The sequence below is a fragment of the Borreliella japonica genome (assembly GCF_030438115.2).
Lineage (GTDB): Bacteria > Spirochaetota > Spirochaetia > Borreliales > Borreliaceae > Borreliella > Borreliella japonica.
Map to the genome: position 1 here is coordinate 612,307 of NZ_CP124062.1, position 18,273 is coordinate 630,579.

13 protein-coding genes are annotated in these 18,273 nt (G+C 27.7%); 7 read left to right on the plus strand and 6 right to left on the minus strand.

Going from position 1 to position 18,273, the window contains the following annotated elements; all coding sequences use genetic code 11:
- Positions 1-49: 49 nt before the first annotated feature.
- A complete protein-coding gene (gene pta, locus QIA21_RS03550) occupies positions 50-1,108 on the plus strand; it encodes a phosphate acetyltransferase (RefSeq protein ID WP_301393372.1) in 1,059 nt (352 codons plus the stop codon).
- Here pta and rsmA read toward each other — a convergent pair.
- On the minus strand, positions 1,091-1,936 hold the full coding sequence (gene rsmA, locus QIA21_RS03555; protein ID WP_301393373.1) for a 16S rRNA (adenine(1518)-N(6)/adenine(1519)-N(6))-dimethyltransferase RsmA: 846 nt from the start codon (positions 1,934-1,936) through the stop codon (positions 1,091-1,093). The genes pta and rsmA overlap by 18 nt on opposite strands.
- 31 nt (positions 1,937-1,967) lie before the next feature.
- Positions 1,968-3,224 carry a ComEC/Rec2 family competence protein gene (locus tag QIA21_RS03560; protein WP_301393156.1) on the minus strand — a complete coding sequence of 419 codons (1,257 nt, stop codon included), beginning with the start codon at positions 3,222-3,224 and terminating at the stop codon, positions 1,968-1,970.
- A gap of 116 nt (positions 3,225-3,340) precedes the next feature.
- On the opposite strand from QIA21_RS03560, the gene QIA21_RS03565 reads away from it, so the two are divergent.
- Positions 3,341-4,054 carry a CPBP family intramembrane glutamic endopeptidase gene (locus tag QIA21_RS03565; protein WP_301393157.1) on the plus strand — a complete coding sequence of 238 codons (714 nt, stop codon included), beginning with the start codon at positions 3,341-3,343 and terminating at the stop codon, positions 4,052-4,054.
- Positions 4,055-4,084: 30 nt separating this feature from the next.
- Positions 4,085-6,022 (plus strand): AMP-binding protein, encoded by a 1,938-nt coding sequence (locus QIA21_RS03570; RefSeq protein WP_301393158.1) that lies wholly within the window; start codon positions 4,085-4,087, stop codon positions 6,020-6,022.
- Positions 6,023-6,050: 28 nt separating this feature from the next.
- On the opposite strand, the gene argS is transcribed toward QIA21_RS03570, so the two are convergent.
- Genes argS through QIA21_RS03585 form a run of 3 tightly spaced genes read right to left on the minus strand, consistent with a single transcriptional unit; the run spans position 6,051 to position 10,572 of the window.
- Entirely contained in the window at positions 6,051-7,808 is a 1,758-nt protein-coding gene (gene argS, locus QIA21_RS03575) for an arginine--tRNA ligase (RefSeq protein ID WP_301393159.1), read from the minus strand.
- The gene (locus QIA21_RS03580; RefSeq protein WP_301393160.1) at positions 7,801-8,403 is read right to left on the minus strand and encodes a hypothetical protein; all 603 of its coding nucleotides are present in this window, start codon (positions 8,401-8,403) and stop codon (positions 7,801-7,803) included. The genes argS and QIA21_RS03580 overlap by 8 nt, the downstream gene beginning before the upstream one ends.
- 21 nt (positions 8,404-8,424) lie before the next feature.
- Positions 8,425-10,572 (minus strand): methyl-accepting chemotaxis protein, encoded by a 2,148-nt coding sequence (locus QIA21_RS03585; RefSeq protein ID WP_301393161.1) that lies wholly within the window; start codon positions 10,570-10,572, stop codon positions 8,425-8,427.
- Between the two features lie 266 nt (positions 10,573-10,838).
- Here QIA21_RS03585 and QIA21_RS03590 point away from each other — a divergent pair, with 266 nt between their 5' ends.
- Positions 10,839-13,046: a methyl-accepting chemotaxis protein gene (locus QIA21_RS03590; RefSeq protein ID WP_301393162.1), complete on the plus strand. Its 2,208-nt coding sequence runs from the start codon at positions 10,839-10,841 to the stop codon at positions 13,044-13,046.
- Here QIA21_RS03590 and murB read toward each other — a convergent pair.
- Positions 13,043-13,963 (minus strand): UDP-N-acetylmuramate dehydrogenase, encoded by a 921-nt coding sequence (gene murB / locus QIA21_RS03595; RefSeq protein WP_301393163.1) that lies wholly within the window; start codon positions 13,961-13,963, stop codon positions 13,043-13,045. The genes QIA21_RS03590 and murB overlap by 4 nt on opposite strands.
- Before the next feature lie 52 nt (positions 13,964-14,015).
- Here murB and QIA21_RS03600 point away from each other — a divergent pair, with 52 nt between their 5' ends.
- From QIA21_RS03600 to glyA, 3 genes are read left to right on the plus strand one after another with little or no spacing between them, the layout of a single operon-like run.
- The gene (locus tag QIA21_RS03600) at positions 14,016-15,458 is read left to right on the plus strand and encodes a cysteine--tRNA ligase (protein WP_301393164.1); all 1,443 of its coding nucleotides are present in this window, start codon (positions 14,016-14,018) and stop codon (positions 15,456-15,458) included.
- Between the two features lie 3 nt (positions 15,459-15,461).
- Positions 15,462-17,018 (plus strand): DNA-binding protein, encoded by a 1,557-nt coding sequence (locus QIA21_RS03605; RefSeq protein ID WP_301393165.1) that lies wholly within the window; start codon positions 15,462-15,464, stop codon positions 17,016-17,018.
- Positions 17,018-18,271: a serine hydroxymethyltransferase gene (gene glyA, locus QIA21_RS03610; RefSeq protein WP_301393166.1), complete on the plus strand. Its 1,254-nt coding sequence runs from the start codon at positions 17,018-17,020 to the stop codon at positions 18,269-18,271. The genes QIA21_RS03605 and glyA overlap by 1 nt, the downstream gene beginning before the upstream one ends.
- Positions 18,272-18,273: the final 2 nt, after the last annotated feature.

The window sequence follows — 18,273 nt, forward strand, 5'->3', positions numbered from 1 at the left end:
ACGTTTTTTGTATGAAAAATGTCTTTTTTCTCATTCATTTACAAATATTATGTTGTATTCTTTTTATAAGGTGTTTTGTTTAAAAGATTATGTTTTTAAGAAGGCAAAAGTCTTTGTAAAAGAGAATAAGTTTAAGGCTAGTGTAGTTTTCCCCGAAAGTAGTGACTCTAGGATTTTGAAGGCAACCGTTATTATTTTGCAAAAAAATCTTGCAAATTCAGTTATTTTGATAGGTAAAAAAGATTCTGTTATTAATTCTTTAAAAGAATTTTCTAATTGTAATAATATTTTAGAAAGAATAGAAGTTGTTGATCCTAATTCTTTTCCAGACATTGAAATGTATTTGGATGAATATTGGAGCTTGCTAAAGCTAAAAGGTGCTACTAAACAAAGTTTAAGGGCGCAAGTTTTAGATGAAATTACTTTTGCTATGCTTATGGTAAGATTTGGTTATGTTAAGTCTTGTGTTTGTGGCGCTATTTCAACTTCTGCTAAGGTTTTATCTAATGCTTTGAGAATAATTCCTAGGGTAGATGATGTTAAGATTATATCATCTTTTATGATTATAGATACTTCAAATAATGTTCGAAATGTTGATTTTTGTTTTGGGCATAATGGAATTTTATTTTTTGCAGATTGTTCTGTAGTAGTCAATCCTAATTCTTTAGAGCTTGCAGAAATTGCACTGCAAAGTGCTAAATCTTTTAAAGATATTTTAAATGCAAAGCCCAAGGTTGCTCTTTTAAGTTTTTCAACAAAAGGATCTTCTAATGCTAGAGAAATTGAAAAAGTAAAGAATGCTTTAAATATTGTGAAGAATAAAGAGAGTGATTTACTTATTGATGGAGAGCTTCAACTTGATTCAGCAATAAGTAGAAATGTTGCAGAGAAAAAATGCAGGGAATCTTTGGTAGCTGGTTCTGCTAATGTTTTAATATTTCCTAATTTAGATGCTGGGAATATTGGTTATAAATTAGTAGAGAGATTTGCTTTTGCTAAGGCCTACGGTCCTTTTTTGCAAGGTTTTTCCAAGCCTATTAGTGATCTTTCAAGGGGTTGTTCTGTTGATGAAATTGTATTTGCAAGTGCTTTAATGATGAGCGTTTAGAGCGTTGGAAATTTGTATAAATTCTTCAACAGAAATGTTTTCAGGTCTTTTGTCTAAATATTCTTTTAAAAAATTTTCTCTTAGAATATCTTTATTTGTGATGAAATTAATAATAGTGTTTTTTAATTTCTTTCTTCTGCTTGAGAATACAGTTCTAATCAATTTGTTGAATTCTTTAAAGTCTTTTATATTGTTTTTTCTAGGAATTAATTTTAATGTTGTAGACCTAACTTTAGGTGCAGGATAAAAATTGTTCTCTCCTATGTCTATTATTTTCACTATTGTGAAGTGTGATTGTACTAAGATTGTAAATGAAGAATAGTTTTTGCTATTTATTTTTGAAGTTATTCTGTCAGCCAATTCTTTTTGCACTGTGAATACCATTTCTTTTAAAAAATTTTCTTCAATTAGTTTAGATATTACTTTCGATGCAATATTATATGGTAAATTTGAAAATATTTTATCAATGTTTTTATTTTCGTTTGTGTATTTTTTTAAAAAATCTCCTTGTATCAGTTTAAAGTTTTTTAATTTTCCAAATTTTTCATTTAATATTTCCGAATATTTTAAGTCAATTTCAAATACGGTTAAAAGATTAGTTTTTTTTAATAAAATATCAGTCATTGCGCCAAGGCCCGGACCAATTTCCCAGATTTTTTCATTTTCTTTTATATCTAAGCTTTCTATTATTTTTTGCCTTATGTTTTCATTGATTAGATAGTTTTGTCCCCACAATTTTCTTGGAGCTATTTTTCTTTCTTTTAATGTTTGTTTTATGCTACTTATGCTGTTGTAGTTGATGTTCATAGATAAAAAAGATAGTAACATATTATTCTTCATATTTGCAGCCATTTTTAAATTATTTTGAATTTTTTTTAGTTTCGTTATTATAAATAATGTAAGTTATAAGAAGAATGCTTAATATTAAAAATATAGGTATTTGGTGGTTCTTAACTGTAAAGAATTTGCTAAAAAATGTTGCTGTAATTTTTATTGTTTGGAATATGTAGGCATTTATAAGATCAAGGAGAAAAAATAAATTCAAGTTTGAAAAGTAAGTTATTAAGCTTAATATTGTTATTGCTAAGAAAATCAATATTAATGGAATAATTATTAAGTTTGACAATACTGAGATTGGTGTTATATCAAAATTGTTAGCATAAATTACTGGCGAAGTGAATATTTGAATAAAAAATGTTGTAAACATTGATGATGTTAGTCTGTTAAGATTGTATCTATTTTTCATTTGAACCGATGCTGATATCCCTATTGTTGCAAGATAGGAGAGTTGAAATCCTATTGAATTTAGTGTTTCGGGGAATGCAATGGCATTTATTATAAAACTAATAGATATACAGCTTATTAAATTAATCTTGCCATAAATTAATCTGTATATTATAAGAGATTCTGTCATTAGAAATGCTCTTAGTGCTGAAGGTGTAAATCCAGTTAATATTAGATAATTTAGTAAAATTATACTTAGTATTAAGTATTTTAATTTTTCATTTGTGACTATTAAAAGTAAATAGTAACTTATTAAGCTTATTAGATAAAAGTGAAGTCCAGATACTACCAAAATGTGGGCAATTCCTGCATTTTGAAATAATGTTTTTTCATACTTTGTTATTTCTGATTTGATATTCAAAATTATTGTTTTTGAAAAATGGGAATAACTAGGATTTAATGTGGTAAAAAAATTATTTAAAGTGTTTGTATATTTTTCTCTAAGCTTAGCAAAAAAGGGACTTTTAATTATTTTTATTTTTTGGTTTTCAATTTTAATGATATCTCCAATTTTGTAAATATTTTCAATATTTTTGAAGTTAAATTTGTGTTTATTTGCGTTATTGTCAATCACTTCAATAATAGTTTTTGAATCTTTTTTTAAATTTTTAATGTTTGTTATTTGATAAATATTTTTTTTTTCGGTTTTAAAATTTAATCTAGTTTGAAAGCTTAATAGCAATATTGTGCAAAAAATAAAACTAAGTGCTAAGTGTTTGTTATTTTTTATTATAAAAAATAATATTAGTATTGTGTTGAAATAAATCAAATTGAGTTTCAAATAGTAATGGATTGATAAATTGAGTGAAATAAGGACAAATATTAAAATCATTTAGAATATTATCATTTTTTATTTATAAATAATTATCTTTTGAATTTTAATTTGTTTTGATTAATTAATCAATAATCATTCATTGACAATTAATAATTATTTAATTACAATGCTTTATGCAATTGTTAAAAAATAAATATCCATTCAAGCTGGCCTTGCTTGATCTTTTTTTGGTCTACGTAGTTATTTATCTTGCATCTCCTTTTGAAAATGTTAATTCAGAATTTTGGAACGTTAATGAAAATCATTTTTATTTTTGGATTTCAAGATCTTTTTTAATTGTTTTTATAATTTATTTTTTTAAACTTACCAGTTCTTATGATGATTTTAGGGTAGAGTTTTTTATTCCTAAATTTAAATTCATTTTTATTTGGGAATCTGTTTTAATTTTTATTAAAACAATATTGATTGCAATGATGTTCATTTTTTTAATAGCTTTTTTACTTGAATATCTGTTGCCAGAATCGGTATTTGCCTACTATTTTCAAAACAATGTTGGATTTAATTGGAAAATTAGCAGTAAAACAGCATTGTTTTTAATGACTTTAACCTCTTTTTTTACAGGAGCTTTTGAAGAATTGTTTTACAGGGCTTTTGTTATTACCAAGTTTACACAAATGAGATTTCCTGTTGTAATTACTGTTTTTCTTAGCAGTATGTTTTTTGCTTATGGGCATTTGTATTATGGAATTTTAGGATTTTTGGTTGCCTTTATATTAGGGATATTTTTTGCTTTTATCTATTTAAGGTATAAAAATGTATATTATATGATTTTTATACATAGCTTTTATAATATTATTGTTAGCAGTCTGTTGCTTTTTTTAAATTAATTTAATTTTAAATCGATTTGAGGGGGATTTATGAGAGATACTGTGCCTAAGCGTTTTAAAGAGGTGGTAACTCTTTATAGTGAGCTTGATATTTTTATGTATAAGGAAGGGGAGTCTAAAAGTTTTAAGAAGCAAATATATGCTGATTTTTGGAATGAGGTAAAAAGAGTGGCTTCTGGGCTTTTGCATTATGGCATTAAAAGGGGAGAAAAGGTTGTAATTATTTCTGATTCAAGAAGGGAGTGGATAATAATTGACATTGCTACTTTAGGTTTAGGCTGTATTGACGTTCCCAGGGGAAATGATTCTTCTGAGGATGAATTAACTTATATTATTAATCATTCTGAATCTACTTTTGTTTTTGTTGAAAGCAACAAGCAGCTTCAAAAAGTTTTATCCAAAAAACATGATCTTAGATTGGTGAGATGCATTGTTGTTATTGATGATGATAAATCTTATGAAGAAAAAATGGGAAATATTACTGTATTTTCTTATAAAAAATTGCTAGAACTTGGAACTGAGTATTTAAGATCTAATCCAAAATCATTTGATATAGAGATTGAAAAAGGTTCTTCAAAAGATATTGCAACTATAATATATACTTCTGGTACAACAGGTATGCCAAAGGGAGTAATGTTAAGACATGAATCTTTTATTTTTCAATTAGATAGACTTTATGATTATCTTCCAGCAATTAAGCCTGGTAAGATAATGATTTCTATTCTGCCTCTTTGGCATTCTTTTGAGAGGGCTTGTGAATATATAGTCGCTTTAAAGGGTGTAGCAATTGCATATTCAAAACCCATAGGTCCTGTTTTGCTAAAAGATTTTTTACTTTTAAATCCCCAAATGATTATTTCTGTACCTAGAATTTGGGAAGGTATAAGAATGGGTATTATTAAGAAGGTGTCAGAATCTTTGATTAAGAAACTTGTGTTTGGAGGGTTTTTAAAAATTGGAATTGTTTATGCAAAGCTTAAAGAAAAATTTTTAGGTTTTTCACCTATTTATAAAAAACCCAATTTATTTATTTTGCTTTTTTCAAAGTTATTTTTATTTGTTGGGATTATTTTAATTTTTCCTGTTAAATTATTAGGTGATATTTTGGTATTTAAAAAAATAAAAAATGCCCTTGGGCAAAATTTTGAATTTGGGGTTTCTGGCGGTGGAGCGTTGGTTGATTATGTTGATTATTTTTTTAAGGCTGTAGGAATTAAGGTGCTTGAAGGTTATGGCCTTACTGAAACGGGTCCTATTTTGAGTGTTAGACGTCTTAAGGGTCCTGTGGCAAGAACTGTAGGTCCTATTTTGCCAGATGTTGAATACAAGGTAGTTGGAGTTGATGGGAGAGTTTTGCCTTATGGAGAAAAAGGTGAGCTTTGGGTAAAGTCACCACAAATAATGAGCGGTTATTTTAAGGATAAGGCAAAGACGATTGAAGTTTTAACAGAAGATGGTTGGTTTAACACCGGGGACTTGGTTAGATTGACAATTAATAATGAAATTACAATTGTTGGTAGAAGTAAAGATACAATTGTTCTCAGGGGGGGAGAAAATATTGAGCCCGAGCCTCTTGAGAGAGTTTTGGGTAAATCTTTATTTATTGAAAATATTATGATTGTTGGTCAAGATCAAAAATTTTTGGGAGCTGTTATTGTGCCCAATTTTGACAATCTTGAAAAGTGGGCAAGCTCTAGTGGAGTATCTTTTTCTTCTAGGAGTGATTTATTAGCTAATGAGGATGTTAACAAGCTTTATTCTAAGCATATCTCAGATACTATTAATACCAAGTTAGGTTTTAAAAACTTTGAAAAAATAGTAGGCTTTGTTTTGCTTCAGGATTCTTTTTCAATTGGGGAAGAGCTTACCAATACTCTTAAGCTAAAAAGACATTATATATCTCAAAAGTATGAAGATAGAATAAAATTAATTTTTAGTAAAAGTGATCTGGATTCAAACGGATATTAGACAAGAAAATTTTATAGCATTTTCTTGTCTACATTTTTAACATATAAGGAATATTGAGCAGGTACATGCAATTTTTTATTGTTTGTAGAATGGCTTTTAAAAATTCAATTCTTGCGGCTGTTAAATTAATGTTGTTTGTATCTATTACTTTAACTTCTTGATAGTATGCGCTAAAATTCTTTGCAAGCGAGTATGAATAGCTGGCAAGTATTGAGGGGTTTAAGTCTTTTGCCGCTTTGATTACATTTTCTTCTAGTTCCGATATTATTTTTATAATATCCCACTCTTTTTCGTGTTTTAAAAGTTCAAAATTAATTTTTCCCATTATGGAAATAGAAAGTGTGTTATATTTTTCAAGAATGCTATTAATTCTTGCTCCAACGTATTGGATATATGGTCCAGAATTTCCTGTAAAAGATAGGCTTTCTTTTTTGTTAAATATAATATCTTTATGTACAGCTGATTTTAACAGATAATAGTGAATTGCTCCTAGAGCAATATTTAAAGCATTTTTTTTAGCGTTCTCTTTGTTCTCAATTTTTTGTGTAATTTCAGGCATTATTGATTCTATTAGCTCTAAGATTAAATTATCCCCGTCAATTACATTGCCTTCTCTTGATTTCATTTTGCCATCAATAAGATTGACCATTCCGTATGACAAATGAAGAAGTTTTTTGTTTTTAGAAATTCCCAATTTTTCTGATACAAAAAATAAATTTTTAAAGTGCTGAATTTGTTCACTTCCAACCACATAAATCATTTCGTCAAAATCAAATTCTTTTATTCTAACTGCTATATTTCCTAAGTCTTGGGTAAGATAGATAGATGTTCCGTTTGATCTTATGAGTACTTTTTGTTTTGCTTTGTTGTCAGTTTTTTCATTTGAATCTAAGGGCAAATCAATGCATATTGCACCATCTTTTCGTTTGTAACAAAATCTTTTTTCAAGTCCTTCTAATACAACATTTTTCCCAATTTTAAAAATTTCACTCTCAAGGTAAATTTTATCAAATGAGGTGTTTGTAATTTTGTAAGTTTCTTTTATTCCTTCAATTGCCCATTTATTTAGCTTTTGCCAAAGTTCAATTGTGCTTTCATCTTTTTGTTCCCATTTTAAAAGTAGGTCTTGAATTTCTTCTTCAGCATTTTTATTTTCTTGTGAGTATTTGTTGTACCTAACATAAAAATCACCAATCAAATGGTCTCCTTTTTTAAAAGCTTTTTCAGGGGTAATGCCATTTCCAAATTTTTTGTATGCAAGCATTGATTTGCAGATATGAACTCCCCGATCGTTTATTAAGTTTATTTTTGTAATTTTTGCACCCACAGCTTTTAATATTCTTGAGAGACTTTCTCCTATTGCGTCATTTCTAAGATGCCCCACATGTAGTGGTTTGTTTGTATTTGGCGATGAAAATTCTAATATTATTTTTTTATTGTCTAGATATTTACTTGTTCCATAGGCATCTTTTTGGGTATTTATCATTTGTATAGTATTGTTTATGTATTCTTTTCTAGGAATTTTGATGTTTAAGTAAGGCCCCATAGCTTTAATTTCGTATTTATTTTCAAGGTTTTTTATTATTTCTTCAGAAATAGTTGCAATAGGAAGTTTCAAAGTTTTACTAAGTTCAAATATTAATATGGAAATATCCCCCAAATCACTTTTTGGGGGCTTTTGAATATTAATGTTTATTTTGTCTAGCTTTATATTTTTTGATAATGCTAAATTGGCAACTATAATGCTAATTTCGTCTTTAATATGTCCTTTAACACTTTTAGTCATTTTTTTCCTCTTTATTAACACCTGTTAGCATATTGATTAATAGTAAAATTAAAGATGCTACAATAAAAATGTTTGAGCTATGGGCTAACATTTTTGTATTTATAAGCCCTTTTATTATAGGTATCTCTTTGTTAAAAAGTTTTAAATTACCTGTGTTTAATATTTCTCTAATAAGTGAAATTGTTGAGCTTAAAGCAATGAAAATTAAAATTGGAATTTTAGAATATTTGATTATCATCGATGGATTTTTTAGGATTTTAAAAGGCTCGTTTTTATGGAATGATATTATTATGGCTATTAAAATGGGTATTGAAAATTTGAATTCTTTGTATAAGGTTGGCGTTAAATAGAGCATGAATAAGTAAGTTAGGCTAGTAATAATTCCTATTATTACTAGATATATTCCTAATATGTGACTTTTATGCTTTTTTAATTCTATTTGATTGATTATTAAGGCAGGGAATATAATGCATAGTGAAATCCAAACAGATATGATACTAGCGTCTGAAAAGTTTTTTGTATAAGCAAAAATAGGAAATAACATTAAATGACTTTTAAGATATTTTTCAACGGTATAAAATGTCTTTTTTTGCATATTATTTCCTTTTAGTCTATTTTATTTGGTTTTAAATTGATTTATGCTTTCACTAATTTCAGAAATATGGCTTGAATTTGTAGTTCCTAAAATTTTAATACGCTCAATTGCTTCTACCAGTTTATTAATCTCTTCTTTTAAACCTTTCATTGAGTTTGATACTGTAATGTTAATTTCTCCTAACAGTTTAACAGTGCTAATGATTTCTTTGTTGCCTCTAAACATATCATTTGAGCCAATTTTTACTTCATATGTTATTTCCCTCATTGTATTTAAAGCCTTTAAAATTTCTTGGCTACCTATTGATTGCTCTTGCATTGTATGATTTATTTCTTCTATTACTTGAACAACTAGATTGATTGAATCGAATATTTGATTGAAAGCTTTATTTGTTAATTCAGAAGTGTTTACGGTTTTGGTTATTGAATCCATTATTTCGTTAATTGATGAAGCAACGGATTCTGATTGTGATGTTACTTGTTCTGCTAAATCTTTTATTTCTTCTGCAACAATAGCAAATCCTTTTCCAGCTTCACCAGCATGAGATGCTTCAATTGCAGCGTTCATTGAGAGCAAGTTAGTTTGACTAGCTATAGATGAGATTAAAGAGTTTGCTTCTTGCAATCTTGTCGAGTTTTTGAAAATTTCTTTGATTTGAGCAATAACTTCTTCTTGTTTTTTTCGTCCATCATCAGAGAATCTTTTTAGTTCTTCTGTGCTTTTTGCAGCTTTTTGAGTTATTTCTGTTATTGATTGTATGCCTCCTATCATTTCTTCGATAGCTGATGAGGATTGTTCAACGCTTGCAGCTTGAGTTTCAATTGAGTTGTCAAGAGATGAAATATTTTTTGAAAGACTTTCAATTACGTTTGTTGTATTAGAGATGAATTCTACTTGTTTTTCTACCTCTTCTTGTGTTTTTTCTATATATTGATTTGAATTTTTTATTGTATTGTGGGTTTTATTTATTTCACTAAATAAATGGTCTCCATTTTCTTTCAACAGCCTTACTCGTTCTTGTAATGAATTAATTACATTTTTTAGATTTTCAATAAAATGACCGAAAAGATTTATTGTAGAACTAATTGAATCTTTACCTTTTGCTTCGATTTTAAATGTTAAGTCACCGTTTTTAACCTTTGGAATGACAGCATTGAGTTTATCTATTTTTGATATTATTAAAGTTTTTATGGTTGATATCATTATTAATATGAAAATTATTACCAAAATAAATATAATGGTAAGCGAGACCAATCTCATATGTTTAAATTCTTTTGAAAATATGTTATTATAGTCTATTTTTATTCCCAAGTACCAATTAGATGTTGTGATTCTTGCTAAGGAGATTATTTCATTTGAATTGCTTGTATTGTAATTTGATTTTCCTTGAGACAATACGTTTAATATTTGAGTTAATGTTTTTGCATTAAAGCCAAATATGTGTTTTATGTTTTTTAAAACTTCATCTTTTCCTCCAAATGCATCTCCACTGCTGTTTATTATGTATATATTAAAGTATTTTGATGAGTTTTGGCTGCTTGCATTTTGTTCTAGTAAAGAGTTTTCCAAAAGCAGTAAAAGATATTCTTTTAGTTCAGCAATTTTTTCTGAAATGTCGGCATATAAAATAATATATCCAATATTAGATTTTTTTGAATCTGTTATTTTATATGTTATTGGAATGTAAAAATTGTTATTTATTTTTGACAAACTGTTGTGAAGAATTGAAATTTGAAATGTAGTTATAGCTTTGCCTAAGAGCAATTCTTTTAAGCTCATATATTGACCGGTTCTTTTTTTCTCACTTGATGCGATTATGTATCCATCTTTGTTTGCATACTCTATTATTTTAATAAAGGACGGGAGTGTAACTAAAATCTTGTCGGATACTAAATGCTCCTCACTTTTGTTATTTAGAATTGCAGATTTATAATCGTACCTAGTTGTCAATACGCTTAAAGTTTTTATTATTTCTTTAGATTCATCAGAAAAGCTTTTAATCATTGCTTGGTTAATGAATTTTGTAAAGTCTTGAAGTTCTTTTGATATGATTTTTTTATAGCCTTGATCTAATAGTAAAAAGGTTGTTGCAATAATGATTATTGTATATGCTAAAATTATAAAATTGAATTTATAAAAAAGGTTGGAGTTGAGTTTCTTTTTTTTCACTAAGTCCTCTCAAAGTTTTGATTTTTCATAAAATTTTTAAAATATTAAACTTTTAGTATTCTATATGTTTTATTATATAATTATATATACATGTAGCTAAATAATAAAATAATTATTTGCAAATATTTGAGGATTTAATCCTTAATATTCAGAAAGAAAAGTCTAATTTGCCAATTGTTATTAGTAATTATTTATATGTGATTTATGAAGGCGAAAGTTTTGTTTTAAGATTTTAATCATGTTAATGTTATGTTTGGAGAGCTTTTATGACTGATGAAAATTTAATAGATGTTAATCTGAAAAGTACTAAACGATTTCTTTATCTAGTTTTATTTGGATTTCTTTTTTTTAATTTTTTATTCATAGGCTATGCTTATGTTAATCATAAAAATGAATATTTGGATCGCTTTAAATTTGATGCTAAGTTGTTTTTAAACAGTGTGTCTGTTTTTATGAAGGCTAAGTATTTAGAATCTTCTAGGTTTCTTGAGGAGCTTGTAAAAGATAGCTATAGGTTTGGGATATTGGTGAATTCTTCAAAGAGTTTTCTTTTGTCTTCAAGTTTAAAATTGAGTGATAGTTTATCTGAAAATATCGATTTGTTTTTAAAGTCAAGAGAATTTAGCTCTATAGATAAAATTTTTAAAACTATTCCTGTAGCAGAAAATTCACTCGAAGGTATATTTTATATTCCTATAGGGAAGAATGTCTTAATATCAAATTCAAATTTTTCATTTTTAGGCTTAAAAGATGTTAGATTAGATCCAATTTATTCTGTTCCTGTAGAAAAAAATTCTAAATATTATTCAAGGTATATGAGAATAGATGGGAAAATTTATTCTATAGTAAGTTTTCCTGTTAGGGATTCTGTTGCAACATTGGGTGTGATGGGCATTTTGGTATGTTTTGATGATTCGTTTGATATTATTGAAAATCAGCTGTATTCTTCTCTTAAATTTAGCAGCAAGAATTATAATTTTTTTATGCTTGACAGAAATTATGAACCTATTTTTTTAAACCTTAATAATCTTAAGACCAAATCTTTTTCTAAGGTTTATAGTGAAAATGTTCTGAACAAAGTTATAGCTTATACTAAAAAAGATTCTTCTGCTTTTCAGTACACTTTTAATTATGGAAGCGATTTTTATTCTTTAAACTTTGTAAAAATTGATGATTTTTTGATTCAAGGATTGATTTTTAATGTCAATTCCATTCCTATTATGTTTAAGTCAAATTGGGTTGTGTTTTTAATATTTTTACTATTATCTTTTGCGATTGTGTTTTATTTGTGCAATACTTTCATTTTTTCATTAATTAATGATTTTAACAAAATTGTTGATTATCAAAAATCAAAAAGCGATCCTTTTAGTCTTGAGTCTCCTTTAGAGGTTAAGTATTCTTCGGCTATTATTTCTTATATGAGTTCAAAGCTAGACAGTTTGTCGTCTAAGAGTAACGAATCTTTTGAGAAGATAAAATTTTATTCTGAAGATTTGAATGATTATTTGGAGCAAATAGAAGCTGTTATGTTAAATACTGAGAGTATAGATTCTAGCGTTTTAGCTTACGAGCAACTAAAAGATGCTTTTTCTAGATTTGAAAAGTCAATTGCTGATATTTCAAAAGGCTTTGAATCTGTTGCTGATCCGATTAATGACCACAATAAGTATATGTCAGAAATCTCTTCAAATTTTGAAGAGAATGTTAGTTTTTTTTATAGCATAGATAAAAATTTGGAAATTTTTAATAAAGTCGCTACTACAAATTCTGCTGATATTGAAAATATTAAAAGTAAAGTTTTTGATTTAAATATTGTTTTTGAAAATGTGAATAAAAATTTTGCAGATCTTTTGTCTCAAACGAACAGCTTGCAAAGTGCAAATAAACTTTTAGTTTCAATCTCAGCTCAAACTAATATGCTTGCTATGAATGCAGCAATTGAAGCAGCAAAAGCAGGTGATGCAGGTAAAAGTTTTGCAGTTGTTGCTGAGGAGATTAGAAAGCTTGCTATTAATTCTGGAAAATATTCTAAAACCATTAAAGATGAACTTAAAACGGTTGATAGCATTATTGCAGTAATTAATTCAGAGATTGATACAATTTATAAAAATTTTATAGATATTCAAGATAATGTGGATAGTAATTTTTCAAGACATGATAAAGTAGATCTTACTCTTGCCAAGCATTTTAAAGAAATTGGTGAGTTTAAAGAAAGGTATTTGTCTCACGATACTAAGATCAGAGATGCTAAGAATATGTATAAAGAAATATTTAATAACCATTTTTTTGTTAGCAGTAAGTTTAACAATTTCAGTCAAGATTTAAAAGAGTTTAAAGTTTCTAAGATGAATTTAGATGCAATAAGTTCTCTTCAAGAATATTCATTTTTGGTGAAATCTTCTAAGGATAAGATATTAAAAACAAAGGAATTGATTCGAAAGATTAATAATGAGATTAAAGATATTCTTTTTTAGCTTTTTTGATTTTTAAATCCTATGTAAAGGACTTCTTCTTCGAGTAAAAGGCCGGTTTTTGAATAAACTTCAGTTTTTACTTTTTCAATTAAACTTTTTATGTCATTTGAAGTGGCATTGTTAATGTTGATAATAAAGTTTCCATGATATTTAGATACCGCAGCGCCCCCAATGCTTAGTCCTTTAAGTTTGCACTCTTCAATTATTTGTCCACTAGGTTTGAGAAATGCTTTATTGTTTTTAAAAGTACTTCCACTGCTTGGGAATAAATAGTGACCTTTGTTTATCCTTGCTTGTTTGTTTTTATTCATTTTTTCTTCAATATTTTTTCTATTTTCTTTTTTTAAATTCAATTCAATTTTTAATATAAGAAAGTTTTTATTTTGAAAAGGTGATACTTTATACTTAAAGTCTTCTTTTTTAAATTCTTTGCTAATAGTTTTTCCTTTATCATTTATAAATGTAATTTTTTTTATTATTTCAGATATTTCATTTCCAAAGCTTCTAGCATTCATCCATACAGCGCCCCCCAGTGTTCCAGGTAGTCCATAGATAAATTCTAGGCCACTTAAGCTGTTGTTGAGTGCAATTTTACATAAATTTTCGAAATTTGCACCACATTCAGCGATAATTTTATTGTCGTGAATTTCTATTCTTTTTAGATGTCCTGTGTATACTATCGGAAAATCAAGTTCTTTCTCGTCATTGACTAAAATATTGGATCCTCCCCCAAGGATAAATAGTTTGATTTTTTCTTCTATTGCTGCTTTAAAAATATTTTCTGCTTCTTGAATATTTTTAGGAATGAGAAATAATCTTGAAATGTTTCCAATTTTATATGTTGTATAGTCAGCCAGATTTTTTGTTTGAGGCTTTATATTGATTTTTTTAAAAAAATTATTTAGGCTTTTAAGCATACTTACTTAATAATAAATTAGACTTTTTATTTTTTCAATTTTTGAGAACTGTATGATTTTAAGATTATATAATACTAGAACAAAGAATTTTTCGGAATTAACAAATTTTGATGATGTCAAAGTGTACGCTTGCGGACCTACTGTTTATAATTATGCTCACATTGGAAATTTTAGAACCTATATTTTTGGGGATTTATTAATTAAATCTTTAAGGTTTTTAGGGTATAAAGTTGATTATGCGATGAATATTACAGATATTGGGCACTTAACAGGCGATCTTGATGATGGAGAAGATAAAGTTGCCAAGACCGCAAGGGAAAAAGGTCTTACAGTTTATGAAATTAGTAAGTTTTTTACGGAAGCTTTTTTTAAGGATTGTAGAAAACTAAATGTTGTATATCCCAATAAAGTGCTTATTGCTAGCAAACATATTCCTATCATGATAGAGGTTATTAAAATTCTTGAAGAAAAAAAAATTACTTATTTTTCTAATGGTAATGTGTATTTTGATACTTCTTGTTTTAAAAGTTATGGCGAGATGGCTGGCATTGACCTGATTGATAAAGATATGACTTTTTCCAGGGTTGATATTGATAGATTTAAAAGGAATAAAACCGATTTTGTTTTATGGTTTACTAATTCTAAATTTAAAAATCAGGAAATGAAATGGGATTCTCCTTGGGGATTTGGTTATCCTAGTTGGCATTTGGAGTGTGCTGCTATGAATTTGGAGTATTTCAAAGATACACTTGATATTCATTTAGGAGGAGTTGATCATATTGGAGTTCACCACATAAATGAAATAGCAATAGTAGAATGTTTTTTGAATAAGAAATGGTGCGATATTTTTGTTCATGGAGAATTTTTGATCATGGATTATAATAAAATGTCAAAATCACGTGGAAATTTTATTACAGTTAAAGACTTAAAAGAGCAAAATTTTTCTCCTCTTGATTTTAGATATTTATGTTTGACATCACACTATAGAAATCAATTAAAATTTTCATTTGAAAATCTTCAAGCAAGCAGGATTGCTAGAGAAAATATGATAAATAGGTTAAGTTATTTTTATGCATCTTTAGATCCAGTTGATTTAGATGCTCTTAATAGGGATTTAAAAAAATTTGGTTCTAGCGCAGAAAAAGAATATTACTATTCTTTTGTAGAAAAAATTTCTTTTGATCTGAATGTTTCTCAGGGATTGGCTTTGCTTTGGGAGTTAATTAAATCTGAAAATCTAGGCTTTGTTTCAAAGCTTAAATTAGCTTTTATTTTTGATGAGATTATGTCACTTAATCTGAGAGAAGAAATTTTAAAAAATTTAGGAAATCATGATGTAGTTGTTGATGAGAATATGAAAACTTTGATTGAAGAAAGAAGAATAGCTAAATGTGAAAAAAATTTTAAGCGTGCCGATGAAATTAGAGAGTTTTTTGCTAAAAAAGGTTTTATTTTGGTTGATACTAAGGAAGGAACCAAGGTTAAAAGAGGCTAGCATTTGGCTATTTTTTTTAAAAACAAATATTTTTATTTAAGCTTAATTTTTATTATTTTTTTATTTTTATTTATTTTTTCTGGATTTTTATTTTATTCAAAACCAATTATTTATGATATATCTCCAATTCCTACTTCACACAAGGATGTTATTGTTATTAAAGGAAGTAATTTAGGTTATAGTGTAGGAGAGATTAATATTAACAATAATTATTTGGTTAAAAGTAGCATTATTAGTTGGAATAACACTGAAATAGTTTTCAAAATTACAGACGAAGTAAATTCCGGGCTTATTTTTGTAAAAAGTGAGAGTGGAATTAGCAACGAGCTTTTTCTTGTTATTAGTAGACAAGTGCCTGTTAAGCTTAATAGAGAAAATATACCTTCTATTTTCTCACGGGATAAAATAATTTTAAATGCAAATTCTTCAACTTTATTGGAGGGTATGAATTTGTTTTCACATTCTAGTGCTATTCAAATTTTTCTTGAAACTAAAGATAAACTTTATACAATTTTGCCCCAAAATATTTTAGATGTTTCTGAGAATAGGGTAAAATTTATTTCTCCTAAAACTTTAAATTCTGATGGGAAACTTTATGTTTTATTGGACAATCTTCAAAGCAATAAAGTCCCGTTCTATGTTAAAGATAATTTTTTTAAGTGGACTTTGAGTGATTCAAAAGAGTTTGCAATAATTGAAGAAATCTATTTTACCCAAGGTGTTAGTAGTAATTTAGATTCAAACCCCGAAGATATTAATTTTAATATCTTCTATTTAAGGCCAATTGAGAATGAGCGTCAAAAAATTACAGAGCGTAGTAATGGGTACTTTGATTTTAATATTGGTAATTTGTTTTTTAAAACCCTGAAGGCAAATAAATTTATTTTTGAGACTAAGGTAAAGGTTCATAAGCTTGATTTGGAATTTTTGGATACTAAATATTTAGAAAGCATTGAGGTCAATAAAGATATTAACAATCAAGAGTACAAAACGTATGTTCAAGGCAAAAAAAAAGATTATTTATCTTATAGCTCTGTTGATTTAATGTCGTTAGATTCTTTAATTTTGTCTATGACTGGTGGGAATAATTCAGCTTATAAGCTAGCTAAAGCAATTGTTGATGTTTTGATTTTAAATTTTAAAATTGTTGAGAATAATTTAAGTTTAAATGATTCTATTAAAGAAAGAAAAATTTCATCTAACAATTTAATAGTTCTTACAAATTTATTATTTTTAAAGTACGAAATTCCGCTAAGAAATATAGTTGGGCTTTACTATGATCCTAATTCTCTTAAATTAAATGAGCATTTTTGGTTTGAATTTTTTTTGTCTGGGGTTGGTTTTGTGTATTTTGATATAATAAATGCAGTATTATATAAGGATAACTCTAAGTATTTTTTAAATATGTCTGAGAACTATATTCAATATGGGTGCAAAGAGGATTATGATAAAAATGATTTTTTTGATGGATATTTAGATTCTGGGTTTTTGAAGTATAAAAGCTTGACAAACGGATCGTATTCTTTAATGCATAGGTTTGTTTTGGAGGATAATTTTTGATGAGAGATGATCAAATATTTAATTTAATTGAGAAAGAGAGATTAAGGGAAAGGGAACATATTGAGCTTATTGCGTCTGAAAATTTTACATCTTTAGAGATAAGGCAGGCTGTTGGGAGTATCTTAACCAATAAGTATGCTGAAGGATATCCTTTGAATCGATATTATGGTGGTTGTTCTTTTATTGATGAGATTGAAGCTTTAGCAATTTCAAGAGCAAAAGAGCTTTTTGATGCAAAGTATGCCAATGTTCAGCCCCATAGCGGATCTCAGGCTAATATGGCGGCTATAATGGCTCTTATTAGTCCGGGTGATAGAATTCTTGGTATGCAATTGTCTCATGGAGGGCATTTAACCCATGGTAGTAGGGTGAATTTTTCTGGTATATTTTTTAATACCTATTTTTATGGTGTTTCTAGAGATTCTGAGTTGATTGATTATGATGAGGTTCTTAAAATAGCTAGAGATTGTAGGCCAAATTTATTAATAGCTGGAGCTTCTTCTTATTCAAGAGAAATTGATTTTAAAAAATTTAGAGAAATAGCCGATGATGTTTCTGCATATCTTTTGTGCGATATTGCTCATATTGCAGGTCTTATTGTTGCCGGTTTTCATAATTCTCCGATTGATGTGGCGCATCTTACTACAAGCACTACGCATAAAACTTTAAGAGGGCCAAGAGGTGGAATAATACTTTCTGGAAAAGATTATGACAAATTAGTAAACTTTAATGGGAAAGAGAAAGCTTTGTTTAATGCTGTAAATTCTACAGTTTTTCCCGGAACTCAGGGGGGCCCCTTAGTTCATGTTATTGCTGGTAAGGCTATTGCATTCAGAGAGGCTCTTCAAGAAGATTTCAGAGAATACATTGCTAACGTAATAAAAAATACTAAAGTTATGGCTGAATATTTCAAATCGGAAGGATTTCGGATTGTTAGCGGAGGTACGGATAATCATTTATTTTTGGTCGATCTTAGTACTTTGGATCTTACAGGTGCTGATGCTGAGAAATTGCTTGAGAGTGTAAATATTACTTTAAATAAAAATGCTATTCCTTTTGATAAAAAAAGTCCCTCTTTGGCTTCTGGCATTAGAATTGGAGGTGCTGCTATTACTTCTAGGGGCCTAAACGAAAGCGATTCTTTAAATGTTGCTAAATTTGTTGTTAGGGCTTTAAAGACAAGGTCTGATATTGAATTAAAACGAATAAAAAAGGAAGTTGTAAGATTTATTAAAGATTTTGATATGCCTTAATT